This is a genomic window from Pseudomonas sp. MWU15-20650, assembly GCF_023242475.1.
In the GTDB taxonomy this organism is placed as follows: Bacteria; Pseudomonadota; Gammaproteobacteria; order Pseudomonadales; family Pseudomonadaceae; genus Aquipseudomonas.
This window is the reverse complement of sequence record NZ_JALJFG010000003.1, coordinates 34,431-59,062: the sequence shown is the minus strand read 5'-3', so window position 1 is coordinate 59,062 and position 24,632 is coordinate 34,431. Positions and strand designations below refer to the sequence as shown.

The following is a 24,632-nucleotide window of genomic DNA, read 5'->3' as shown; positions in this document are numbered from 1 at the left end:
TTTTTATGGTGCGTTCGTACCCCTGTAGGCGCGAGCGAAAAACCCGAGAGCACCCTGTTCATTCAGGATGCCCCCGTTATCGTTGAGGTTCTTCGCGAGCAAGCTCGCTCCTACAGCGGTCGGGTTGCGGCATCCATTGTCCGGTTACGGCCGCTGTGCTTGGCTTCATACAGCGCCTGGTCGGCCTTGAGCAGCAGATCCTCTAGGGACATACGGCTGTGTTTCTGCCAAGTGCTCATGCCGATGCTCACAGTGATCGGTTGGTCGTCTCCGGCCACCCGTGGCAAGTGCTCGACGCTGCTGCGGATATGCTCGGCGATCAGCCAGGCGCCCTTGGCGTCGGTATGGGGCAGCACCACGGCGAATTCTTCACCGCCATACCGCGCCGCCAGATCGGCCGGGCGGCGGATGTTGTCTTCGATCACCTGGGCCACCGTGCGCAATGCCGCATCACCGCCCTGATGGCCATGGCGGTCGTTGAACGCCTTGAAGTGGTCCACATCGATCATCAGCACGGTCAGCGGCTCGGTGGAGCGTTGCGCCCGGTCCCATTCCAGATGCAGGCGTTCGTCCAGTGTGCGGCGGTTGGCCACCCCGGTCAGGGCATCGGTGGCTGCCAGTTCTGACAGCACCTGTTCGGCGCGATGGCGACGGCGCAGTTCCTTGCTCAGCATCCAGCTCAACCACAGCAGGCCAATGCACAGTACCCCTGTCGCGAGGCTGATCAACAGCGCCGCGCGCTTCCATTGCGCGAAGACTTCATCGGTAGACACGGCCACCGCCACGATCAGCGGCAAGTTCCCGACGCTGGAGAAACTGTAGAGCCGCTCCTGGCGGTCGACGCTGGAAACGCCACGAAAGCTGCCGTTGTGCTCCTTGAGCATGCGCGCGACGTTCGGGCGCAGGCTCAGGTCCTTGTCGACCATGTCCAACTCCAGCATGGGTTGCTGTGCCAGCAGGATGCCCTGTTGATTGATCAAGTTGATGGTGCTGTTGCTGCCGATACTCAGGTTGCTGAACAGTTGCTGGAAGTACGACAGGCGCATGGAGGCCACGGCGACGCCCTGGAAGCGTCCGTCCGGTGCAGAAACCCGGCGGCTGAATGCAATGCGCCATTGGTCGTCGCAGATGCAGCGGGCACTGAATGGGCGACTGATGTACAGGCCGACGTCGGGGGTAGCGCGGTGGACCTGGAAATAGTCGCGGTCGGCGAAATTGCCCTTCTTGGGTATGAGCAGGGACGAGTCGGCGATCACCTCGCCATTGGCGTCCAGTAGCAGGATGTCACCTTTGTAGGGGGCAGCGGCGGAGCGGTCGAACAGTACCAGGTGGCGAATATTGGCTGATACACCCTGCAGGTCACTGCGCTCGGTGGCGGATATCAGGCCCTTGAGGGCCATGTCGTACAGCTCGACGTTACGCAGTACATCGGCGTCAATCAGCTGGGTGATGTTGTTGGCCGTGCGTTTGGCTGTCTGCAGCGTATTGGCGTGCTCACGAATCAGCAGGGCAGTAACGACTCCCACAATCACAACGACCGTGAGGCAACTACCCAGGATCAGCAAGCGCTCCGGGCGACGGGTAGGGAGAGAGAGGCTCGGGCTCATCAGCTTTACTTCTGCTTTGAGAATGGCAATAGCGTAGTTGTTGTAGGGCGTTGCGGGGGCCGGTCAAGTCTTGGGGGCGGCCTCTGCAACCCTGTTTCGTCCGCTGTGCTTGGCCTCATACAGCGCCTGGTCCGCCCGCAGCTGCAGCGTTTCCAGCGATAGGCGACTGTGCTTGTCCCAGGTGCTCATGCCGATACTCACGGTGATCGGCCCCTGCGCGCCCTCCACACGGGGCAAATGTTCAACACTGCTGCGTATATGCTCGGCAATCACCCAGGCGCCCTTGACGTCAGTATGGGGCAACACCACGGCAAACTCTTCGCCGCCATAGCGCGCCGCCAGGTCGGCGGGGCGACGGACGTTCCCGCCGATGACCTGAGCCACCGTGCGCAAGGCCTCGTCACCCGCGGGATGGCCGTGGTTGTCGTTGAAGGCTTTGAAGTGGTCCACATCGATCATCAGCAGGGTCAGCGGCTCGGATGAGCGTTGGGCCCGGTCCCATTCCAGGCGCAGGCGCTGATCCAGGGTGCGGCGGTTGGCCAGGCCGGTCAGGGCGTCGGTGGCTGCCAGTTCCGACAATACCTGTTCGGCGCGATAGCGACGGCGCAGTTCCCGGCGCAGCATCCAGGTCAGCCATAGCAGGCCAATGCAAAGAACGCCAGTAGCGCCACTGGTCAGAAGCGCGGCGCGCTTCCAGGGGGCAAACACGTCTTCGCTGGCCAGGGCCACCACCACAATCAGCGGTAGTTCGCCCACATTGGTAAACGTATACAAACGTTCTTTGCCGCTCAGCGCGGAGATCGCTTGGAAGCTGCCTTCGCCTTCGCGAAGGATACGTTTGAAATTGGGTCGGTCGCTCAAGTCCTTGTCGATCATGTCGCGCTCCAGCAACGGCTGCTGGGCCAGGAGAATGCCTTGGGTGTTCAGCAGGTTGACGCTGCTGCCATTGCCGATGGTGAGGCGGTTGAACAACTGGTCGAAATACGCCAGGCGCATTGTCGCCACGGCGACGCCGGCAAATTCACCGTCAGGCCCGGTCACCCTGCGACTGAATGCGATACGCCACACTTGATCGCAATTGCAGCGGATCTTGAACGGACGGCTGATAAACAGACCGGCCTGGCTATTTTGTTGATGGGCCTGGAAGTAATCCCGGTTGGCGAAATTGCGCGGCGTGGGCCATAGCGTCGAGGAGTCGGCAACCACGGCGCCCCCGGCATCCAGTAACAGCACTTCACCTTTGAAAGGCGCCGCAGTGGATTGGTCAAACTGCACCATGTGCCGGATTTCCGGGGATGCCTGGTTCAAGTCCATGCGCGCAGTGGCCGCAATCAACCCCTTCAGCGCCAAGTCATAGAGCTCTGCATTGCGCAACACATCCGCGTTGATCAGTTGGGTGATGTTGGTGGTCGCGCGCTTGGCCGCTTGCAGGGTGCTGGCGTGTTCGCGGCTCAGCAATACGGCAACGATAATCACGATCAGCGTGACGGTGAGGCCACTGCCCATCATCAGCAGACGCTCAGGGCGTGCGGGGGCGGTACGAATGCGGGGTTGACTCATCGCGCAGACTTCAGCAGGGAGATGCTGGCAGTTTAGTTCTACGCGATGAAAATTAAATCATGGGGGCAGAATAAAGATGGGGTCGTTAGAACACGTTGATCGGGTAATCCACGATCACCCGGTACTCATCCACATCCCGGTCCACCGCCGAGTAGCCATTGCCACCGCGGTTGGTCGCCCATTGCAGGCGCACGGCCAGGTCTTTGGCCTTGCCGCCTTGCACCACATATTTGAGGTCGATATCCCGTTCCCAGTGCTTGGCATCCTTGCCGTCGGCGCTGTACCACGTGGCATAGCCGCGGCTGTTCGGGTCGACTTTGGTCAGGTCGGTCTTGCCGCTGATATACGAGAGGGCAGATGTCAGGCCGGGCAAACCGAGGCCCGCAAAATCATAGGCGTACTTGAGTTTCCATGAGCGCTCGTTGGGGCCGTTGAAGTCCGAGTACTGCTGGGAGTTATCCAGGTAAATGCTGTCGCCTTGGGTGATGTAGTCGAACGGCGTGTTGCCGTTGACCCGCTGGTAGGCGGCAGTCACGCTGTGATGGCCCACGCCCACGGTGAAATGCAGGCTGTAGGTGTTGTTGTCGATGTTCCCCAGCAACGACTGCCCGGTGTCTTCGGTGTGGTAGTAGTGCAGGCCGGGGTTCAGGCTGACCAGGTCGTTCAGGGCGTAGGTGTAGTCCAGGTCGTAGTAATACTGATGCCACACATCCTTGAGTTCGGAGGCGTACAAGTTGCTGGTCAGGTCGGGAACGCCACTGAATGACACGCCGGCCCAGTCCAGGTGCTGGCTGTCGGCGTTCGCCGGTAACGTGCCGTAGCTGGTGCCGATGCGGCGGTGGCCGCTCTGGTTATAGAGCTTGGTGAAGCTGGCCTGGCCACCTTCGAACATCCAGCCGTCGATGCTGTGGTTGGTCAGGCTGACGCCACGGAAGGTCTGCGGCAACATGCGGGTCATGCCACCGGCGATCACCGGGTTGTTGAGGAACAGGTCGCCGGCCTTCAGTTCGGTATTAAAGGCGCGCATTTTCAAGGTACCGCCGGCGGTCGAAAACGAACCGGGAGCTTTGCCGTTGCCGGAGCCCACAGGCAGGATGCTGGAGCCGTCGGTGCCGCCACCGCCGTCGAGCTTGAGGCCGAGCATGGCATTCAGATCCAGGCCGAAACCGACGGTACCCGGGGTGTAGCCGGATTCGAAGATACCGATAAAGCCCTGGCCCCATTCCTTGCTGTCATCGGTGTGAGTGTCGCGGCGGTCACGGTTCATGTAGTAGTTGCGGGTGTTGATCTTAAGGCTTGAGCCTTCGATGAAACCGTCGGCGGAGGGGTTGTCTGCCGCATGGGCGAGGGGGGCGATCGTTGCGGCAACAGCGAGGAATAACGGGGTGAACGTCAGCGAGGTTTTCACCGGTGGAGCTCCTTTGGTCAATCGGAAACGGCCAATGTCGTGGGGGTATGCCTGGCCTTTTTTACGGCAAAAAAAAGCCGCTGAAGTCAGCGGCTTTAAGACAGATTCCCAGTGTAGAGCCCTGGAAAAAAGTCGAGGGAAATTCGGGTGAGCGGGTCAGCTGCCTTTGCCGTTGCGCTCATCGGTGCGTCAAAGTAACGCAGGTGAGCGGTGCGATACAGAGTGTAACAAGATAATGACTGTTGCCCAAATCGCAACAGTCAGCTAGACGGGCAGGGTGATACCGAAGGTATTGCCGACCCCGTCGCTGCGTACAAACACATCCCCGCCGTGCATCAGCGCAATCGCCTTGACGATGGCCAGCCCCAACCCGTGGTTCGCCCCGCTGTTGCTGCGCGACGCGTCCACACGATAGAAGCGTTCGAACAGCCGTGGCAGGTGCTCGCTGGCAATTTCGGCACCGGGGTTGGTCACCCCAATCGCCACCTGGTGCGCCTGGACCTCAATGTTCACGTCGATGGTCTGCCCAGGCGCCGTGTGCTGCACGGCATTACTCAACAGGTTGATCAGTGCGCGACGCAGGTGGGCTTTTTCGATCTGCACCACGGCGTCACCGCGTACCTGCACCTTGACCTGGGCGTCTTCGAGGATGAAATCCAGGTAGTCGAGGGTGGTTGCCACCTCTTTGGCCAGGGAGCTTTCGATCAGCTTGGTGGCCTTGCTGCCCTGGTCGGCACTGGCGAGGAACAGCATGTCGTTGATGATGGAACGCAACCGCTCCAGCTCTTCCAGGTTGGATTGCAGCACCTCGAAATAATGCTCGGCCGAACGCCCACGGGTCAGCGCCACTTGGGTCTGGCCAATCAGGTTGGTCAGTGGCGAGCGCAGCTCGTGGGCGACGTCGGCGTTGAACGACTCCAGGCGCGAGTAGGCGTGTTCGACGCGGTCGAGGGTGGCGTTGAACGAATTGACGAACTGGCTCAGCTCCGGCGGCAAGGGCGACAGGTGCAAGCGCCCGGAGAGCTTTGGCGGCGCGAGTTTTTGCGCTTCATCCGAGAGCTTTTCCAACGGCTTGAGGCCGATGCGCGACACCCAGAACCCCAGCAGCGCAGCCAGCACCACACCGACAAACGCCAGGCCGATCAAGGCCATCAGCAGTTGGTGCTGGGTAGCCCGGAAATTCTCGGTGTCGATGGCAATCATAAAGCGCAGCGGCGGGCGTTGTTCTTTGGCCGGAAACTGGCTCAGCAACACCTTGAACGGGTATTCATGCCCTGGCAGGCGCAAGTCGCGCTTACCGGTCGGCCCCTCGGCGAAGGCACGGATCTGTGCATCGGGGTTGCCGTATTCATAGGTCGGGTCACCGCTCACGACCCAGAAGCGGATGCGTTTGTCCTCTTCGCCGAGCAACTTCAATTTAGCGGTGATTTTCGCCCAGTGGTCAGGCGTGCCGAAGCGGTTTACCGACGACTCCAGCACGCTGTATCGCGCATCCAGCTCCGCGCCCGGCAACAACCCCAAGCCCCGATCGACCTGCTGGTACAGCGCGCCACCGATCAACACGAAGATCAGCAGCGCCACCAGGGTGAACATGCCGCTCAGGCGCAGCGCGATGGAGTTAGCCGCCACTTTGGTTCTCCTGCATGCGGTTCTCCAGCACATAGCCCATGCCACGAATGGTGTGCAGCAGCTTTTGTTCGAATGGCCCGTCGAGCTTGGCGCGCAGACGCTTGATCGCCACTTCGACGACGTTCGCATCGCTGTCGAAATTGATGTCCCAGACCATCTCGGCAATCGAGGTCTTGGACAGGATTTCACCCTGGCGCCGTGCCAATACGCTGAGCAGCGAGAACTCCTTGGCGGTCAGGTCCAGGCGCACGCCGTTGCGGCTGGCCTTGCGGCTGATCAGGTCGATCCACAAGTCGGCGATGGTGACCTGCACCGGTTCGTGGCCACCACTGCGACGGGTCAACGCTTGCAGGCGCGCCACCAGTTCCAGGAAGGAAAAGGGTTTGCCCAGATAGTCGTCGGCACCTTCGCGCAGGCCGCGAATGCGATCTTCCACGCGCTCACGGGCCGTCAGCATGATCACCGGCGTCTGTTTGCGTGCACGTAACGCACGCAATACGCCAAAGCCATCGAGGCCGGGCAGCATGACGTCGAGCACGATCACGGCGTAATCGTTCTCCAGCGCCAGGTGCAGCCCCTCGACGCCTTCGCGCGCCACGTCGACGGTGTAGCCTTGCTCCGTCAGGCCACGGTGCAGGTAGTCCGCGGTTTTTTCTTCATCTTCGATAATCAGGACGCGCATGACCGGCCTCAGTGTGTGGTCGCCAGCTCAAGCGCTGGTTTGGGCCTGTGGAAAAACTTTTCAAGGTACAAGTATATGACCGGTGTGGTGAACAGCGTCAGCGCCTGGCTGACCAGCAAGCCGCCGACCACCGCGATCCCCAACGGCTGGCGCAGTTCCGCGCCCGGGCCGGAGCCCAGCATCAACGGCACCGCACCCAGTAGCGCGGCGAGGGTGGTCATGATGATCGGCCGGAACCGTGTGACGCACGCTTCATAGATCGCCTCTTGCGGTGGCAGCCCACGTACCCGTTGGGCTTCCAGGGCGAAGTCGATCATCAGGATGCCGTTTTTCTTCACAATGCCGATCAGCAGCACCAGGCCGATCAAGGCCATGATCGAAAAGTCCTGGCCCAGCAGCCACAGCATGATCAGCGCGCCCAGGCCCGCTGACGGCAAGGTGGAAATGATCGTCAGCGGGTGCACGAAACTCTCATACAGCACACCCAGGATAATGTAGACCGCCACCAGTGCCGCGAGGATCAGCCAGGGTTGACTGGCCAGCGAGCTCTGGAACGCCTGGGCCGCGCCCTGGAAGGTACCGATCAGGGTCGCCGGCATGCCAATTTCGTTCTTGGCCTGGTTGAGCATGATCACCGCATCGCCCAGCGCCACGCCGGGCGCCAGGTTGAACGACAGGTTGGCGGCGGGGAACATGCCGTCGTGGCTGATGGACAATGGCCCAACGGTGGGTGGGTCGACCTTGGCCAGTGCCGACAGCGGCACCATCTCGTTGGTCAGCGGCGAGCGCAGGTAAAAGTAGTTCAGGCTTTCGGCTTTGCCGCGCTGCCGGCTGTCCAGTTCCAGCACGACTTGGTATTGGTTGGTTTCGGTCTGGAACTCGTTGATCTGGCGCTGGCCGAACGCGTCGTACAGCGCCTGATCGACGTCGGTGGCCGTCAGGCCAAAACGTGCGGCGGCTTGGCGATCGATGCTGATGTGGGTGATGCTGCCGCCCAGTTGCAGGTCATTGGACAGGTCGCGAAACGCCGGGTTGGCGCGCAGTTTTTCGGTGAGGCGTTGGGTCCAGGTGTTGAGCGTCGGGCCGTCGTTGCTCTTGAGTACATATTGGTACTGGGCGCGGCTGGGGCCGGAACTCAAGTTGATGTCTTGGCCGGCGCGCAGGTACAGCACGATACCCGGCACCTTGGCCAGTTTCGGGCGGATGCGGTCGATGAACTGGCTGGCAGACACATCGCGATCACTGCGGTCTTTCAAGGCGATCCAGAAGCGGCCGTTGGCGATGGTCTGGTTGCTGCCGGTGACGCCGACCGAATGAGAGAAGGCTTCTACGGCCGGGTCGGCCTTGACGATCTCGGCCAGGGCCTTGTGTTTGGCGACCATGTCCGGGTACGACACATCGGCCGCGGCTTCGCTGGTGCCCAGCACAAAGCCGGTGTCTTGGACCGGGAAGAACCCCTTGGGGATAAACACGTAGCCGACCACCGCCAGGGCCAGGGTCACCACGAAGATGGCGGCCATGCTGCGTTGGTGGGCCAGCGCACGGCGCAGGTTGCGCGCGTAGCCGGCCAGCAGGCGTTCGCTGAAGGTCGGTTTGTCGTGGGCTCGATGGGTCGGTGCGCGCATGAACAAGGCCGCCAATGTCGGCGCCAAGGTCAGCGAGACCACCACCGAAATCAGGATGGTCGACGTGGCCGTCAGGGCAAATTCCTTGAACAGTCGCCCAACCACGCCGCCCATGAACAGCAGCGGAATAAACGCCGCCACCAGCGAGAAGCTGATGGACACGACGGTAAAACCAATTTCGCCGGAGCCTTTGATTGCCGCTTCGCGTTTATCCAGGCCGGCTTCCAGGTGACGGTGAATGTTCTCCACCACCACAATCGCATCATCCACCACAAAGCCGACGGCAATGACGATCGCCACCAGGGTCAGGTTGTTCAGGCTGAACCCCATCACATACATCAGGGCGAAACTGGCCACCAGCGACACACCGAGCACGCTCGACACAATCAAAGTGGCCGACAGTTGGCGCAGGAACAGCGCCATCACCGCGACCACCAGCAGGATGGCGATCAACAGCGTCACTTCCACTTCATGCAATGAGGCGCGGATGGTCTTGGTGCGGTCGGTCAGCACACTGACCTGCACCGAGGCTGGCAACATGCCTTCCAGGCGCGGCAGTTCCGCTTGAATACGGTCGACGGTCTCGACAATGTTGGCGCCGGGCTGGCGTGAAATCACCAGGTTGACCCCAGGCGTATCGCCGGACCAGGCTTGGACGTAGGCGTTTTCCGAACCGTTGATGACCTTGGCGATATCCCGCAGTTGAACCGGTGCACCGTTTTTGTAGGAAACGATCAGTTGGCCGTATTCATCCGGATGAAAAAGTTGGTCGTTGGTCGACAGGGTCGACACGCTGTTCTCGCCATAGATCGCGCCCTTGGCCAGGTTCAAACTTGACTGCTGGATGGTCAGGCGGATGTCAGCGAGGGTCAGGCCAACGGCCGCGAGCTTGTCGGGTGATGCCTGCACGCGAATCGCCGGGCGTTGCTGGCCGGTGATGTTGATCTGGCCGACGCCGTCAATCTGGCTGATCTGGCGTGCCAGCAGGGTTTCCACATAGTCGCTCAACTCGGTGCTGGGCATGCTATCGGAGCTGACACTGAGGATCAGCACCGGGCTGTCCGCCGGGTTCACCTTCTTCCAGGTCGGCAGGCTTGGCATATCGCTGGGCAGCTTGCCGGATGCGGTGTTGATCGCGGCCTGAACTTCTTGCGCGGCGGTGTCGATGCTTTTGTTCAGGGTGAATTGCAGGGTCAGGAGGGTGGAGCCCAAGGCGCTGCTGGAGGTCATTTGCGTCATGCCGGGGATGGCACTGAATTGCACCTCCAGCGGTGTGGCCACCGACGACGCCATGGTATCGGGGCTGGCGCCGGGGAGGGTGGCTGTCACCTGGATCGTCGGGAATTCCGCTTCCGGCAGGGGCGCGACGGCCAGGCGCGGGAAGGCGATCAGCCCCAATAGCACCAAGGCGAACGTCAGCAGCAAGGTGGCAACCGGGTGATCGACGCACCAGGCCGAGGGCGAACGGCTGCCGCTCATGGTTGCACCTTGGTGTCTGTGGTCTGAATCACTTGGGGCGGCTCCTTGAGCACGTCCACCTGGGCACCGGCCTTGAGGCGCGACTGCCCGTCGCTGACCAGCACATCCCCGGCCTGCACGCCCTTGATGATGTTGATCTCGCTGTCCTGGTAGGTGACTTGCACGGGTACCACGTCCACTTTGTCACCGCTCACCCGGTACACGAAGTGCGAGTCGAGGCCACGCTGTACCACCGTGGGCGGCACCACCAGGGCGTTCTTGTCGAGGGCCGTCTGGATCTTGATGGTCACCAGTTGCCCCGGCCATAGCTTCTGCGAGGCGTTCTGGAACTCGGCCTTGGCACGCAGGGTGCCGGTGGTCGAGCTGATCTGGTTGTCGATCAAACTCAAGTGGCCTTCGCCCAGCAGCTCGCCGGTCTGGCCATCGGTGTCGGCGCCCAGATAGGCATCGACGCTGGCCTGGGTCGGTGCGGCGATCAAACCTTGCAGAATGGGCAGCATCTGTTGCGGCAGGGAGAACTCAACGGCAATCGGGTCGATCTGGGTGACCGAGAACAACCCCTGAGTGTCACTCATACGCAAGAAATTACCTTCATCCACGCTGCGAATGCCGACGCGACCGCTGACGGGAGAGCGGATCTGGGTGTAGGAGAGTTGCACCTGGGCGGAATCTATTGCCGCCAGATTACCTTGCGCGGTGGCCTTGAGCTGGTTGACCAGCGCCTGTTGCTGGTCATAGGTCTGCTTCGACACGCCGTCGTCAATGCTCAGTTCCTTGTAGCGCTTGAGGTTGACCAGTGCCACTTGCAGCTGTGCCTGGTTTTCTCCCAGTTGCGCCTTGGCCTGATCGAGGCTGGCGCGGATCGAGCGGTCATCAATAGTCGCCAGCAGGTCGCCGGCTTTCACCCATTGGCCTTCCTTGACCAGCAGTTTGGTGAGGATGCCGTCGACCTGCGGGCGAATCACCACGCTGTGCAACGACAATACCGAGCCAATACCGGCGACAAACCGAGGAACGTCCCGTTGCACCACACTCACCACACGTACCGCAATAGCGGTTGGCGCTGCCAGTCGGGTCTTGGCCGGCCGGGTCAATGCCCAGGCTGCAAGGGCCAGCACCAAGAGGACGCCCACTATCAGGGCCGTGGTTCGTTTAATTTGCATAGGTGAGGCGCCAGGGCAAAGGATCGGAAGAGTGATGGAACCGTTATAGCCCGTCGACCGGGTCAGCAGAGTGACCGCTATCTGACAGCGCTGTCAGTTAAGCTCAGACCATTCGTACGACAATAGTTAAAGATCCGAGGGCCGCAGGTATACTGCGCGCCAGTGTGGCCCGCAAGCCGGCCCCGCCTCATTTTTTGCACGCCCCGGAGCATCCATGACTTCCCCGACCCAACCCCCTGTCGAAGCGGCCGACCTCGTCGATTCGGCCAACGCCGACGGCGTTGAAAAAGCCGAGATTCCGGCGTTCAAGTTCCCCTTCAAACCGGGTGAACTGGCTGGGGCCAAGCATGCCAGCCAGCCTTGGTATAAGGGTGGCGCCAAGAACGGCCACACCAAGACGCCGGGCATGGCGCCACCGGGCACGCGTCGGTCGATGGGTAAACGCTGAGACTAAAGCTTCGTGCGCCTTATAGGCTATTGCCTACGGCGCGCGTAGACATTTCTGCTTGTAGGTCCGCGACCGTTTCTTGAAAGCTTGCACAGCATTTGCGCCACTCCAATGGATGTTCAGCGGGGTGCAGTGAGGCAGCCCTTTCCGGAAAAGGACATTCCCGTGGCCCTGATACACATTTGTGCAGCGCTTGCCCTGTTGCTGTCGGCGGACGCTGCCGCCGCCGACGATCCTCCGCGGCGCGAAATCCGCTTCGCCATTGCCGCGCATTTCCCTCCTTTTCAAAGCCGTAACCCGCAAGGGCAACTGGTAGGTCTGAACATCGAGCTGGGTAACGCGCTGTGCGAGCAACTCAACGCACACTGCACGTGGGTCGATCAGGTGGTTGTCGAAAACTTCTCTGCCCTTGAAGCCAGGCGGTTCGACGCGATCATGGGGATGGCGCCGACCTCGAGCCGGCGTCAGCGGGTGAACTTCACCGATGACCTTTACCCGATCACAACTCGCCTGGTGGCCCGTAAAGCGTCGGGCCTGACCCCGGACCGGCGGTCGCTCAAGCGTAAGCGTGTGGGGGTACTGGTGAGTAGTAATCGTGAAGCCTTTGCCCTGGCGCGATGGGCGCCAGCGGGCGTGGTCATCAAGAGTTTCTGGCTCAATGACCAACTGGTTCGCAGCCTGGTCGAGGGCGAGATCGATGCGACCTTGCAAGGTGCCATGGAAATCCGTGAGGCACTGCTCGACACGGCTGAGGGCCTGGATTTCGATTTTCTCGGCCCGGTCGTGTCGTCCGATCTGTTGGGTGACAGCGTGGCGATTGCCGTGCGCAAACCCGACACAGCGTTGCGTAATGAGCTCAACCAGGCACTTGAACAACTCAAGCAAAACGGCGAGTACCAGCGCATCCTCCAGCCTTACCGTCTCGACGTGCCGGCTTCCAATCCATGAGGGCTAACGCGTTGCGCGGAACATGCGCTGGATCACTCGTTGCCCTATGAGTGCGCTTGGAGTCGACGCCCTGCCGACTCCGCAGTCAGGCGGCGCGCAACGAGATAAACGCATAGTTGGCCGGCACTTCGGTGGCAATCTGCGCCCCGGCGTCCAGCACCTGCTCGGCGATGTCCATCCCGGACACATGAAACACCCATTCATTGGCCTCGGACGGCTGACCAATGGCTTGCTCAATGGCTTGGGCAAAGGTCGTCATCTCCGGGAGGTACGCGGTAAACCCGTCCCCCTTGAGCGCTGCCGTACGGATACCGAGCAAGGCGCACACGGCTTCCTTGGTTTGCACATCGTCGCGGTCGGCCTGGCGTGAGCGGCGAATCAGTTCCGCCAGTTCCCGGTCCATCAACTCACCTCCGACGATCAGCGCCGGCCCTTGTTCCCACGATTGCGGCGGGCAATCCTTGGCACTCGGGTTCAACGGAATATGCGGGTTGATCTCCATCGGGTAGATCCGACACACCAGCGGCCGCCGCTCGTAGATGCGGCAGCGGTTGTCTTCGTCAAGATTCCGGCAGCGCCCGGCGTTGTAGGCGGCAAAGGTGATTGCCACAAACGCCTGGGTATTGCCGCTGGGCACCACCACCGAACGGCGCTCGGCATGTTCGCGCTGTTGCAGGGGTAAACCCAGGCCGTTGGCCAGGAAACCTTCGACGAGAATGATGACATTGCCGCCGTCCATCGCCCATTGTCGGGCTTCGTCGAGGGTCAGGGGTACGTGATGGTCGGAGCAGCATTTGCCGCAACCGACACAGGAAAAATGTGTGTTCATGGAGGATCTGTCACCAGGCAAGGTCAGAGGGCTCTCTGGACGGCGGCGGGTTTTGACCTCTATCCGCCGTTCAGGCTCTCTGGAAGCAAGTTATGCGCCAGCGCCTGTCAGTCGTCGCTGACTACATCGCGCAGCACAAACACCATGCCGGCACTCTCGTAAAGTTGCCGGGCGCGCAGGTTGCTCTCCAGCACCTTGAGGTCCACATAGGGTTCGCCGCGCTGCTTGAACATCTGGAACGTTTGCAGCAACAAGGCACGGCCCAACCCCTGGCCCTGAGCGCAGGGATGGACACAGAGGTGCTTGATAAAGGCGCTGGTCCAGCATTGGGACACGCCGAGAATGCCTTCGCCGTTACTGGCCACCAGGCACAACGTGGGGTCGAACTCGGCATCGGTCACGAACTGCCGGCGCCATGCCTCCAGGCTGGCGACGCTGCCTGCGCCTTGATCCTGGGTCATGCGCAACACTGCATGAATCGCCGGAGCGAGTTCATCACGGTAGTGATTCAGCCGCATATCGTCCGGCCACTGCGGGGCGGGCAGGCTGCCCGTGAGGTCGCGCCGCAGCAGCTGGAAATACTCGGCCACTGTTTATATGCCTTTTTGCGCCACGGTTTGAGCGGCGACCACCAGGCATTTGGTCAGTTCGGGCGAAGAAAATTTGGTCAGTACCGCATCGGCTCCGGCCAGGCGCGCTTTTTCGCTGTTCATCGCGCTGTCCAGGGAGGTATGCAGCAGCACGTACAGGTCCTGGAAGTCCGGCGTTTCGCGCAGGGTCCGGGTGAGGGCGTAGCCGTCCATTTCGGACATCTCAATGTCCGACACCACCACGTTGATCTGTTCGGCGGTGCCTTGCAGCTCCAGCAACACGTCGATGGCTTCCTTGGCGCTGCGGGCGGTGTGGCAGGTCAGGCCGAGGTTGCGCAGCGTGTGCACCGACTGTTGCAACGCCACCTGGCTGTCATCCACCACCAGAATGCGTGCATTGCCCAGCACTTCGGCTTCTTCCATGGTCAAGTCGGTCGGTGCCGCTTCAATCGGTGCCGGAGCGATACCGTGGATGACTTTCTCGATATCCAACACCTGCACCAGGCCACCTTCCACCTGGGTGACTCCGGTGATAAACGCGCGGTTGCCGCCGGAGCCGTAGGGCGGCGGGCGGATATCGGTGGTCAGGCAATGCACGATCTTGCTCACCGCCTGCACATGCAGGCCCTGCTTGGAGCGGCTGACATCGGTGACGATCAGGCAGCCGCCGTCCGGGTCTTGCAATGGCATTTCCCCCAGGGCGCGGCTCAGGTCGATCACCGACAGCGAAGCGCCGCGCAAGGTGGCGATGCCTTTGACGTGAGGGTGGGACTCCGGCAAACGGGTCAACGGCGGGCAGGGGATGATTTCACTGACTTTCAGCAGGTTGATCGCCATCAGCTTGCCGCTGCGCAAGGTAAAGAGCAGAAGCGAGAGTGAATCTGCGCGGGCTTTGGTGGTGGACATAAAAACCTTCTGTGGATCAGGGATGACGGTCTATAGAGAGTTATCGACTTGGCAGGGCTGGGCTTTAACCGGATTTTGTGTCGGGCACTGTTTATGTGGGAGCTGGCTTGCCTGCGATAGCAATCTGTCAGTCAGCTATTGAGTGACAGATGTACCGCTATCGCAGCATAGGTATCTACACAACTTTGGGGCGACGCTGGACCTGTGGCGAGGGAGCTTGCTCCCGTGACGGCCTGACAGCCGACGCATCTCTACCTGACACCCCACGATCCCACTGTGGGAGCGGGCTTGCTCGCGAAGGCGGCATGACAGCCGACACTGTTATACCGAGTACATATCCATTCCTGCGGTAACGGCCACTTAGGGTTCCGCCCTGACGGCGGCTCACTTTGCAAAAGCGGCAAAGTAAGCAAAACGCTCTTGCCCCACCACTCGGCACCTCGCCTAGGCTCGGTGTGCCCGTAATCCGCCAGTGATTTGGGGGGCCGCCGCCACGCGCCATCCATGGCGCGGGGCGGCTAAACCGGCATCCCTGCCGGTTTACCCCCCAAATCACTGTCGAATTCCGGCCAGCGTGGTTTAACGGGGCGCCTGAGATCAAAAGCAGAGCAAGATCAAGAGCGACTCGCTTCGCATCATGGTTACCGTTGACGGCTACAACTAAAAAGTTGTGTAGATACCTATGGCTATCGCAGGCAAGCCAGCTCCCACATTAAGTCCAGTATCAGCCCTTCCAGGCCTGTGGGTTCACCAGATCCTGCGGGCGTTGGCCCAACAGGGCGCTGCGCAGGTTGTCCACGGCGCGGTTGGCCATGGCTTCTCGGGTTTCACCGGTGGCCGAACCAATATGCGGCAGGGTCACCGCATTGCTCAGCTGGAACAACGGCGATTCAGCCAGCGGTTCCTTTTCATACACATCCAGCCCGGCACCACGAATGCGCTGGGTTTGCAGGGCTTCGACCAGCGCCGGCTCATCCACCACTGGCCCTCGGGAGATATTGATCAGGATCGCGCTGGACTTCATCAACCCCAGCTCCCGGGTGCTGATCAGGTGACGGGTCTTGTCGCTCAACGGCACCACCAGGCAGACGAAATCCGCCTCGGCCAGCAACTGCTCCAGGCTGCGAAACTGCGCGCCCAGTTCCTGCTCCAGCGCGGTCTTGCGGTTATTGCCGCTGTAAAGGATCGGCATATTGAAGCCCAGGCGCCCACGCCGGGCCACGGCCGCGCCGATATTGCCCATGCCGACGATGCCCAGGGTCTTGCCGTGCACATCGCAGCCAAACAATGGCGCGCCCACGCTGGCTTTCCACTGCCCGGCCTTGGTCCAGGCATCCAGCTCGGCCACGCGCCGCGCGCTGCTCATCAGCAGGGCGAAAGCCAGGTCGGCGGTGCTTTCGGTGAGTACATCAGGGGTGTTGGTGAGCAGGATCCCGCGCTCGTTGAAGTACGGCACGTCGTAGTTGTCGTAACCCACCGACACGCTGGACACCACCTCCAGCTTGCTCGCGCTTTCAAGCTGCTCGCGGCCCAGCTTGCGGCCCACGCCGATCAAGCCATGGGCATGGGGCAGGGCTTCATTGAACTGAGCATTGATGTCACCTAGCTTGGGGTTGGGCGCGATCACCTCGAAATCCTGTTGCAGGCGTTCGATCATGGGCGGGGTGATACGGCTGAAGGCCAAGACAGTCTTTTTCATTGCAGGCGGGCTCATCGACTACTGAAGAATGCTGAGCACGCTAACATTCCCGATAAAAGTTTTGCAGGGTTTTAATCGCACGCACTGTTGTTTCATTGGTTTGAATACCTGTCAACTGTGAAAAGTACGGGCTGTTCGGTCAATGCGTGAGCGCCTATTCTTGTTTTTCAAGGCCGGTGTTAATGCCTTCTTAGATAGGAGATCGCTCTTATGAATATCGACGATGAGATAAAGCGAATCAGGGATTTGGTAGCCGCTGGTAAAACACGCAGCGAGCCTGACGAGGCTTTGCCGAAGGCACCCACGATTGAATTGATCGTCAATGGTGAGTTGCACGTCGACCACGTACCTGAGACCGGGCTGAAGGTTGGGGTGGATTACGACACTATGCAGGTGGGTCAGAAGTTCGTTTTGCACCTGTTCAGCAATACGCCTTCGGATGGCGACTATAGCAGCGAGACCGTTACGGTGAGCGAGGTGAAACCTTATGTTGTTACGGTTCCCAAGGAAAATATTGAAAAATTGCATAAAAACGAGCTTGGGCTTTGTCTTTATTTCATCGACGACAAAGAAACCTCTAACTGGACGACCTTTACGGTCCGGTGATGCCTTCTATCAAGGCGCGCGGTGACCTGCTCAAAAACAGGTCACCGCATGCGCGGCTCAATTACTCAAGCGAGCACCACCCAAGCCACCGCTCAACTCATACGCCACCAACTCCGCCTGGTGCGCCGCCAGAATCTCCGGCAACGAACCGCGCAGGTATTCCACCCAGGTCTTGATCTTCGCATCCAGGTATTGGCGCGATGGGTAGATGGCGTACAGGTTCAGCTCCTGGGAACGGTACGTTGGCATCACCCGTACCAGTGTGCCGTTACGCAGGCCCTCAATGGCGGCGTACACCGGCAGCAAGCCGACGCCCATGCCGCTGGTGATCGCGGTTTTCATCGCATCGGCTGAGTTGACCAGGAACGGCGAGGTGTTGATCGCCACGCTCTCCTGGCCTTCGGGGCCGTTGAAGGTCCATTTGTCCAGTTGGATCACTGGGCTGACCAGGCGCAGGCAAGCATGGTTGAGCAAGTCCTGGGGGCGTTGTGCGCAGCCTTTGGCCTTGACGTAATCCGGCGAGGCACAGGCGATGCTGTAGGTGATGCCCAGGCGTTGGGACACGAACCCCGAATCCGGCAGTTCGCTGGCCAGCACGATGGACACGTCGTAACCCTCGTCGAGCAGGTCCGGCACGCGGTTGGCCAGGGTCAGGTCGAAGGTCACGTCGGGGTGGGTACGGCGGTAGCGGGCAATCGCATCAATGACGAAATGCTGGCCGATGCCGGTCATGGTGTGCACTTTCAACTGCCCGGCGGGGCGCGCATGGGCGTCGCTGGCTTCAGCCTCGGCTTCCTCGACGTAAGCGAGGATCTGCTCACAGCGCAGCAGGTAGCGTTTACCGGCTTCAGTGAGCGCAATGCGTCGGGTGGTGCGGTTGAGCAAGCGGGTTTGCAGGTGGGCCTCAAGGTTGGAGACCGCGCGCGAGACGTTGGCCGTAGTGGTGTCCAGTTGCACGGCGGCGGCAGTGAAGCTGCCGGCTTCGGCCACGCAACTGAAAGCGCGCATGTTTTGCAAAGTGTCCATGGAGTGTTCTCAAGGGAGATGCCAAATTGTGACATGAAGTTGCGCACAGGTGTGTATCCGCTGGGCGCGGTGCTCCTTTGATACCGACGACGAAGGCTCAGGACAAGGTCCAGGCTTCGCTGATTTTCGCCTCATAGTGCGGCAGGTATTCCCGAAACAGGTGATTCAATGCCTCCTGTGCGGTGGCGCGGTTTTCACGGGTAGGGGCTTCAAGAGCGATGCGCGCCTGTTGTGCCAGGGTTTCACCCGCCAGGGTCAGTGCCGGACTGAGACACTTGAGCGCATCGAGCTCGGCGCTCAGGACCGTGCCGTGCGTTTGCCGGCCGAGTGTATCGAGCAATGCCTGAAGGTCTTCGGCATGTTGCTCCACGTAACTATCCCAACCCTGCTTATCCCAACCCTGCTGCTCTTCGGGGGTATGCAGGTAACGGCGGGCAATGGGCAATAGGTGATCCAGTGACTCGCTGCCCAATTGTTCCTCGTGTAAGGTTTGTCGGGTGCGCAGCGACTGCGCATTAACCCCGCTGTACTGTTCAACCCGGTCCGGAAGCGCCAGGTTGCGGTCCTTGTTGACGGTATGACGGGTCAGCAATACCACCGGTTGGCCGTGCTTTATTTTGGCCTGTATCTGGGTGGATGTGGGTGTGACGGGATCCAGCAGTGACTGGCTGATCGAGTGGATCAGGTCTTCCCAGTCGAACGTCTGCTCGCCAATGCTCGAGAGTAGCCGGCGCAGGGCTTCTTTCACTACGTCCGGGGACTTGAACGGGGCGATGTCGATCGTCAGGTAGTCACCGCTCAGGTGCGGGTCATCGAGCTTGCGGTGGCTGAACTCAATCGTGATCCCAGCGCTGGTCCTGGCCAGCGACGAGGCCATGACGCCAGCCGATCCGCCCAGCGTTTGGACCGGGGTTGTCAACTTGTAGATCTTCAAGGCTTCGGGCCGAAGGTGCGCAGGGTGCTGATCAATCAGTGCGCGTATCTGGTTATCCAGCTCGGGATCCATGGACGATTGTGTCTTGAGCAGTACATAGCGCTCCAGCAATGCGCGGGCTTTTAGGGCGCTCACGTGGCGGGAATCGCTCAGCACCGATGTACTGATCCGTTGGACGAATTGCCGGCTGCTGGACGCCACGTGGTTTTTCATATCATTCAACAGCGTTACAGGGTCGCCAGCGTAGTGTTCGAGCAGGGCCAGTTGTTGCTGGGCGATGTTCGGCGCGGCGTGGTGCAAGCCGAGAATGTCCAGTTTTTTTTTGCGCTGGCCACGATGCAGGGTCAGCGCCATCGTGGTGTTTACGTTCAGGAAGTTGAAAAAGTCGAGCGCCACTTTGTTCTGCACATTCAGTGTGGTGCCTCTTTCGCTGATGAGCGCTGCCCGCAGGTTTGAACAGCGGGGTAATTCAACGTCGACGAGGCCGACGCTGGCCAATGCTTCCCTGGCATACGGCTGGCTTCGCGCTGCGTAATCACGGTGCTTGGACAGGTGACGATGGACACTGACGATACTGGGCAGGTTAAGGGCGGTGTGACTGATACTCTCGCTCAAGGCGGTACGCACAGAGTGGCTGCGGGTGTCGGCGTAGTGCTCCGGGCTCGCGTACTCGCGAGACGATACATAGCCAAGGCCGATTTGGTTCTGAGACTGGGACGCCCCCAGTTCCGAGAATGTTGATTTCACCCGACCCTGCCCTGCAATGATCCGTGTGCTCTTGACGCGCTGATCGGCACTGATCTCCAAGAGCGAGTCGGCGGCCAAGTACGGCCCTGCACTGAGCTGTCGTGTCTGCTCCAGCGCAAAGTTGTAACCAAGGTGGCGGTGGTTGATACGTTTGCCGCCGGCGACAACATAGGCAAGCGCGGCCAACAGTTTGCGCGTCAGGTGCAGGTGTTTGCCCTCGCTGACGGCCGCGCGAAACTGCCATTTCAGGACGCGGCACAGCATATAGTCGGTCTCGATGTCCGGTTTTTTGCGATCGAGATTTTGCTCCAGCTGGTGTTGGGCTTTCCTGAAAAATGCGTAAAGCAGCGGCAACTCTTGCGCCGATACCTCCAGTCTTTGCTCGCTATTGGACAGTGTGTGGTGAAGCGCTTCCAGCTTCCGTTGTCGCTGAGGGTCGCCCGCAAGCGCTACCAGCTTTTCCAGCACGTAGTCGACGACACTGCGCACATCCCGTTGCAGGGGAAGCATGCCGGGGCGCAGAGGCTCAGACGTGATGTGCAACTGTCTGTGCAGCGCACTAGCGCTCTCTTGTGCGGCAGATGACGGCGGAGCGATGGGCGCGCGTACGCTGGGGACTGAAAACATGGGGCGCTCCTGGGAGGAAGGCTCACTATTTTGTTTTCTGGCAACACAATGCGCTGTAGGGAGAGTGCTCAAGCGCCTGGATAAAAGTCTGAACAACCGTGGCTCGGCACCGGATTATCGCCTGAACGGTAACAAAGATTCACAGGAATGCCAGCTTATCGTTCCCCATCGCGCCCCCTAGAATTGCGCCACCTTCCCCGCGTCAACCACCTCAGGAATTCGCTTGCCGTGCCGCGTCGCATCAGCAGAGAGCTGAAGGCTCTCAGTGTTTGGGCTTTATCGTTAGCAATCAGCGGCTGCATCGGAACCGGAGGGATCGCTCCCCAAGGCCATGCCCTCAACGCCAATAACCTGGCCACCTTTGAGACGATCCAAAACGCCGTACGGGACGCACACTGGCCCACCGCCCAATGGTGGCAAGCCTACGGCGACCCGCAGCTCAACCGCTGGGTCGACCTCGCGACCCAAAACAGCCCAAGCCTGGCCATGGCCGCCGCGCGGGTGCGTGAAGCGCGGGCCATGGCAGGGGTTGCCGAGTCGGCCGAGTCGTTGCAGATCAACAGTGACACCACCCTCAAGCGCCATAACTGGCCCAAGGATCAGTTCTACGGTCCGGGCGAGCTGAGTGGCGCCAACACCTGGGACAACAATTCGTCCCTGGGCCTGAGCTATGCACTTGACCTGTGGGGCCGCGAAAGCAACACCACTGAACGGGCCGTCGACCTGGCCCATATGAGCGTCGCCGAAGCACGCCAGGCCCAGCTCGAATTGCAGAACAACGTGGTCCGCGCCTATATCCAGTTGTCGTTGCATTACGCCGACCGCGACATCGTCGCCGCCACATTGGCCCAGCAACAACAGATTCTCGACCTGGCGAACAAACGCCTGGACGCAGGGATCGGCACGCATTTCGACGTCAGCCAGGCCGAAACGCCCCTGCCGGAGACCCATCGCCAGTTGGATGCCCTGGACGAAGAAATCGCCCTGAGCCGCAACCAGCTGGCGGCATTGGCCGGTAAAGGTCCGGGGGAGGGCGCACAATTAAAGCGCCCGAGCCTGTCCCTTGCGGCCCCGTTGAAATTGCCGTCGAGCCTACCGGCGCAGTTGCTCGGCCAGCGCCCGGATGTGGTTGCCAGCCGTTGGCAGGTCGCCGCACAGGCACGCGGAGTGGATGTGGCGCACGCCGGTTTCTACCCTAACGTCGACCTGGTCGGCAGCCTCGGCTACATGGCCACAGGCGGCGGGCTGCTGACGTTTCTCAGCGGCCAGAAGTTCAACTACAACGTCGGCCCGGCGATCACCTTGCCGATCTTTGACGGTGGTCGCCTGCGCTCCCAATTGGGCCAAGCCAGCGCCGGCTATGACATCGCCGTCGCCCAGTACAACCAGACTCTGGTCAACGCGCTCAAGAGCATCAGCGACCAATTGATCCGCCGCGAATCCATGGACAAGCAGTCGGCCTTTGCCGCGCAGTCGGTGGCCTCGGCGCAGAAGACCTATGACATCGCGATGATCGCCTACCAGCGCGGCCTTACCGACTATCTCAATGTGCTGAATGCCCAGACCTTGCTGTTGCGCCAGCAACAGGTCGAACAACAGGTGCAGGCGGCGCGCCTGAGCGCCCACGCCGAACTGGTGACAGCCTTGGGCGGCGGCCTCGGTGCCGGCAGTGATGTGCCCCAAGACATCAAGACACGCCCAAGCAAGACCCCGGCGGCGCTTGCCGTGTTTGATCACTGAGTAGGATTTAATGACTCCCTTGCCTGCACCGCTGCGCTGGCTGCATTCCCTTGAGTGGCGCCGTGGTTTCTTTGACTGGGCACGTAGCGATGGCGTGACCTGGGTGTATATCTTCAAGGTGCTGATCGCCGCGTTTCTCACGCTGTGGCTGGCCATGCGCCTGGAACTGCCGCAGCCGCGCACCGCGATGATCACGGTATTTATCGTGATGCAGCCGCAGAGCGGTCAAGTGTTCGCCAAGAGTTTCTACCGCTTTCTCGGCACCTTGGCGGGGTCGGCGGTGATGGTGCTGCTGATCGCATTGTTTGCACAGAACACCGAGCTGTTCCTCGGTGCCCTGGCGATCTGGGTCGGCATGTGCACCGCCGGCGCGACGCGCAACCGCAACTTCCGTGCCTATGGGTTCGTGCTCGCCGGCTACACTGCCGCCATGGTCGGCTTGCCGGCACTGGCCCACCCGGACGGCGCCTTTATGGCGGCGGTGTGGCGGGTGTTGGAAATCTCCCTGGGGATTCTCTGCTCCACGCTGGTCAGCGCCGCGATCCTGCCGCAAACCGCCAGCGCCGCCATGCGCAACGCTTTGTACCAGCGTTTTGGCGTGTTTGCGTTGTTCGTCACCGATGGCTTGCGCGGGCGCAGCCAGCGTGAAGGTTTCGAGGCCAGCAACGTGCGCTTTATTGCCGAAGCCGTGGGCCTGGAAGGGCTGCGCAGCCTCACTGTGTTTGAAGACCCGCACATGCGCCGGCGCAACGGCCGGCTCAGTCGTCTGAACAGCGAATTCATGAGCATCACCACGCGTTTCAACGCGCTGCACCAGTTGCTTGAACGCCTGCGCACGGACGCGGCGGACCACGTCGTCGCGGCCATCAAGCCCGGTCTGCAAGACCTTGCCGAAGTGCTGGATGGGTTCTCTGGCCGCGCCCTCACCAGCCCTGATGCTGCGCGCCTGGTCAACCAACTGAGCGCCTATAAAGAGGCGTTGCCCGCCAAGGTGCGTAGCCTGCGGGCTCTCTTCCAGGAAGGCGTCCCCACGGAAGCCGAACAGTTGGATTTCCACACCGCCTACGAGCTGCTTTACCGCTTTGTCGATGACCTGCACAACTACGCGCAAACCCATGCCTCGCTGGCCGACCATAACCATGTGCGGGAAGACTGGGACGAAGCCTACACGCCGAAGACCAACTGGCTGGCCTGTGCCGCTTCCGGGATTCGCGCGTCATTTATCCTGATCGTGCTCGGCAGTTACTGGGTGGCCACCGCCTGGCCGAGCGGCGCAACCATGACCTTGATCGCCGCTGCCACCGTCGGCCTGTCCGCCGCCACGCCCAACCCAAAACGCATGGCGTTCCAGATGGCCTGCGGCACTCTGATCGGCGCGTTGGTCGGCTTCGTCGAAATGTTTTTCGTATTTCCCTGGATCGACGGCTTTCCTTTGCTGTGTGTGATGCTCGCGCCGGTGATCATTTTCGGCTCTTTCCTCGCCTCACGCCCGCAGTACGCCGGGGTGGGTGTGGGGCTGCTGATTTTTTTCAGCACCGGCTCGGTGCCGGACAACCTCACGGTCTACAACCCCTACACCTTTATCAACGACTACATCGCCATGGTCATTGGCATGCTGGTGTGCGCGGCGGCGGGGGCGATCATCCTGCCGCCCAACAGCCGCTGGTTGTGGCGCCGCCTGGAGCAGGACCTGCGTGAGCAAGTGGTGTATGCGATCAGCGGCAAGCTCAAGGGCCTGGCGTCGAGTTTTGAAAGCCGCACCCGCGACCTGCTGCACCAGGCTTACGGGCTTGCCGTCGGCCAGCCGCAGGTGCAACGCGACTTGCTGCGCTGGATGTTCGTGGTGCTGGAGGTCGGCCACGCGATCATCGAGCTGCGCAAGGAACAGGCGATCCTGCCGGTGCACCCGGCGTATGCCGAGTCTCAGCCCTGGCGCCAAGCGATCCGCGTGATGGGCCGTTCGTTGGTGCGGCTGTTCCTGCAACCCAGCGCCAGTAACCTGGAGCGCGGCCTGATCGCCGTCGACCACGCGATCAGCCGCGTGCAGGCCACCGACGAACCCTTCGCCCCGCACTTCGATACCTCGGCGCTACGCCGGGTGAAGAGCTACCTGCACTTTATCCGCACCTCGTTGCTGGATCCGCAATCGCCACTGGCGGCCCTCAAAGGAGCCCCGCATGCCTCGTGAAATCGCCTTCCACGGCCTCTATATGCCGACCATGACCCTGATGTTTCTGATTGCAGCCGGGCTGGCCTGGGCGCTGGACCGCTTCCTGGCCGGGTTCGACCTGTACCGTTTTTTCTGGCACCCGGCGTTGCTGCGCCTGAGCCTGTTCGTTTGTCTGTTCGGCGCCCTGGCGCTGACCGTCTACCGTTGAG

General features: G+C 61.0%; 19 protein-coding genes. 6 read left to right on the top strand and 13 right to left on the bottom strand.

Going from position 1 to position 24,632, the window contains the following annotated elements; genetic code table 11:
- Positions 1-110: 110 nt before the first annotated feature.
- The 7 genes from M5B43_RS03685 to M5B43_RS03655 all read right to left on the bottom strand — a co-directional run bounded on the left by M5B43_RS03685 (position 111) and on the right by M5B43_RS03655 (position 11,153).
- Positions 111-1,607: a sensor domain-containing diguanylate cyclase gene (locus M5B43_RS03685; protein WP_248748836.1), complete on the bottom strand. Its 1,497-nt coding sequence runs from the start codon at positions 1,605-1,607 to the stop codon at positions 111-113.
- A 63-nt stretch (positions 1,608-1,670) separates the two neighbouring features.
- Positions 1,671-3,167 (bottom strand): sensor domain-containing diguanylate cyclase, encoded by a 1,497-nt coding sequence (locus M5B43_RS03680; RefSeq protein WP_248748835.1) that lies wholly within the window; start codon positions 3,165-3,167, stop codon positions 1,671-1,673.
- A gap of 85 nt (positions 3,168-3,252) precedes the next feature.
- Complete coding sequence (locus M5B43_RS03675; protein ID WP_248748834.1) at positions 3,253-4,575, bottom strand: OprD family porin; 1,323 nt, start codon at positions 4,573-4,575, stop codon at positions 3,253-3,255.
- A gap of 264 nt (positions 4,576-4,839) precedes the next feature.
- Positions 4,840-6,204: a heavy metal sensor histidine kinase gene (locus M5B43_RS03670; protein WP_248748833.1), complete on the bottom strand. Its 1,365-nt coding sequence runs from the start codon at positions 6,202-6,204 to the stop codon at positions 4,840-4,842.
- The gene (locus M5B43_RS03665; protein ID WP_248748832.1) at positions 6,194-6,886 is read right to left on the bottom strand and encodes a heavy metal response regulator transcription factor; all 693 of its coding nucleotides are present in this window, start codon (positions 6,884-6,886) and stop codon (positions 6,194-6,196) included. Before M5B43_RS03665 ends, M5B43_RS03670 begins: the two co-directional genes overlap by 11 nt.
- A gap of 8 nt (positions 6,887-6,894) precedes the next feature.
- Positions 6,895-9,990 carry a multidrug efflux RND transporter permease subunit gene (locus tag M5B43_RS03660; RefSeq protein WP_248748831.1) on the bottom strand — a complete coding sequence of 1,032 codons (3,096 nt, stop codon included), beginning with the start codon at positions 9,988-9,990 and terminating at the stop codon, positions 6,895-6,897.
- Positions 9,987-11,153 (bottom strand): efflux RND transporter periplasmic adaptor subunit, encoded by a 1,167-nt coding sequence (locus M5B43_RS03655; RefSeq protein ID WP_248748830.1) that lies wholly within the window; start codon positions 11,151-11,153, stop codon positions 9,987-9,989. The genes M5B43_RS03660 and M5B43_RS03655 overlap by 4 nt, the downstream gene beginning before the upstream one ends.
- A gap of 214 nt (positions 11,154-11,367) precedes the next feature.
- On the opposite strand from M5B43_RS03655, the gene M5B43_RS03650 reads away from it, so the two are divergent.
- Together M5B43_RS03650 and M5B43_RS03645 are read left to right on the top strand one after the other, a co-directional pair.
- Positions 11,368-11,601 (top strand): hypothetical protein, encoded by a 234-nt coding sequence (locus tag M5B43_RS03650; RefSeq protein WP_248748829.1) that lies wholly within the window; start codon positions 11,368-11,370, stop codon positions 11,599-11,601.
- A gap of 165 nt (positions 11,602-11,766) precedes the next feature.
- On the top strand, positions 11,767-12,549 hold the full coding sequence (locus M5B43_RS03645; protein ID WP_248748828.1) for a transporter substrate-binding domain-containing protein: 783 nt from the start codon (positions 11,767-11,769) through the stop codon (positions 12,547-12,549).
- A gap of 85 nt (positions 12,550-12,634) precedes the next feature.
- On the opposite strand, the gene M5B43_RS03640 is transcribed toward M5B43_RS03645, so the two are convergent.
- The 4 genes from M5B43_RS03640 to M5B43_RS03625 form a co-directional block, all read right to left on the bottom strand.
- Positions 12,635-13,378, bottom strand: coding sequence for a YkgJ family cysteine cluster protein (locus M5B43_RS03640; RefSeq protein WP_248748827.1), 744 nt, complete (start codon positions 13,376-13,378; stop codon positions 12,635-12,637).
- A gap of 107 nt (positions 13,379-13,485) precedes the next feature.
- Positions 13,486-13,968 (bottom strand): GNAT family N-acetyltransferase, encoded by a 483-nt coding sequence (locus M5B43_RS03635; RefSeq protein ID WP_248748826.1) that lies wholly within the window; start codon positions 13,966-13,968, stop codon positions 13,486-13,488.
- Positions 13,969-13,971: 3 nt separating this feature from the next.
- On the bottom strand, positions 13,972-14,874 hold the full coding sequence (locus M5B43_RS03630) for a chemotaxis protein (protein ID WP_248748825.1): 903 nt from the start codon (positions 14,872-14,874) through the stop codon (positions 13,972-13,974).
- A 724-nt stretch (positions 14,875-15,598) separates the two neighbouring features.
- Positions 15,599-16,573, bottom strand: coding sequence for a D-glycerate dehydrogenase (locus tag M5B43_RS03625; RefSeq protein WP_248748824.1), 975 nt, complete (start codon positions 16,571-16,573; stop codon positions 15,599-15,601).
- A gap of 210 nt (positions 16,574-16,783) precedes the next feature.
- Between M5B43_RS03625 and M5B43_RS03620 the strand changes: the two genes are divergently transcribed.
- Positions 16,784-17,179 carry a hypothetical protein gene (locus tag M5B43_RS03620; protein ID WP_248748823.1) on the top strand — a complete coding sequence of 132 codons (396 nt, stop codon included), beginning with the start codon at positions 16,784-16,786 and terminating at the stop codon, positions 17,177-17,179.
- Between the two features lie 57 nt (positions 17,180-17,236).
- Here M5B43_RS03620 and M5B43_RS03615 read toward each other — a convergent pair whose 3' ends face one another.
- Together M5B43_RS03615 and M5B43_RS03610 are read right to left on the bottom strand one after the other, a co-directional pair.
- Complete coding sequence (locus M5B43_RS03615) at positions 17,237-18,205, bottom strand: LysR family transcriptional regulator (protein WP_248748822.1); 969 nt, start codon at positions 18,203-18,205, stop codon at positions 17,237-17,239.
- Positions 18,206-18,302: 97 nt separating this feature from the next.
- Positions 18,303-20,513 carry a hypothetical protein gene (locus M5B43_RS03610; RefSeq protein ID WP_248748821.1) on the bottom strand — a complete coding sequence of 737 codons (2,211 nt, stop codon included), beginning with the start codon at positions 20,511-20,513 and terminating at the stop codon, positions 18,303-18,305.
- Between the two features lie 228 nt (positions 20,514-20,741).
- On the opposite strand from M5B43_RS03610, the gene M5B43_RS03605 reads away from it, so the two are divergent.
- From M5B43_RS03605 to M5B43_RS03595, 3 genes are read left to right on the top strand one after another with little or no spacing between them, the layout of a single operon-like run.
- Positions 20,742-22,253, top strand: a complete 1,512-nt coding sequence (locus M5B43_RS03605) for an efflux transporter outer membrane subunit (RefSeq protein WP_248748820.1) — start codon at positions 20,742-20,744, stop codon at positions 22,251-22,253.
- A 10-nt stretch (positions 22,254-22,263) separates the two neighbouring features.
- Positions 22,264-24,441 carry an FUSC family protein gene (locus tag M5B43_RS03600; RefSeq protein WP_248748819.1) on the top strand — a complete coding sequence of 726 codons (2,178 nt, stop codon included), beginning with the start codon at positions 22,264-22,266 and terminating at the stop codon, positions 24,439-24,441.
- On the top strand, positions 24,431-24,631 hold the full coding sequence (locus M5B43_RS03595) for a DUF1656 domain-containing protein (RefSeq protein ID WP_032886341.1): 201 nt from the start codon (positions 24,431-24,433) through the stop codon (positions 24,629-24,631). The genes M5B43_RS03600 and M5B43_RS03595 overlap by 11 nt, the downstream gene beginning before the upstream one ends.
- Position 24,632: the final 1 nt, after the last annotated feature.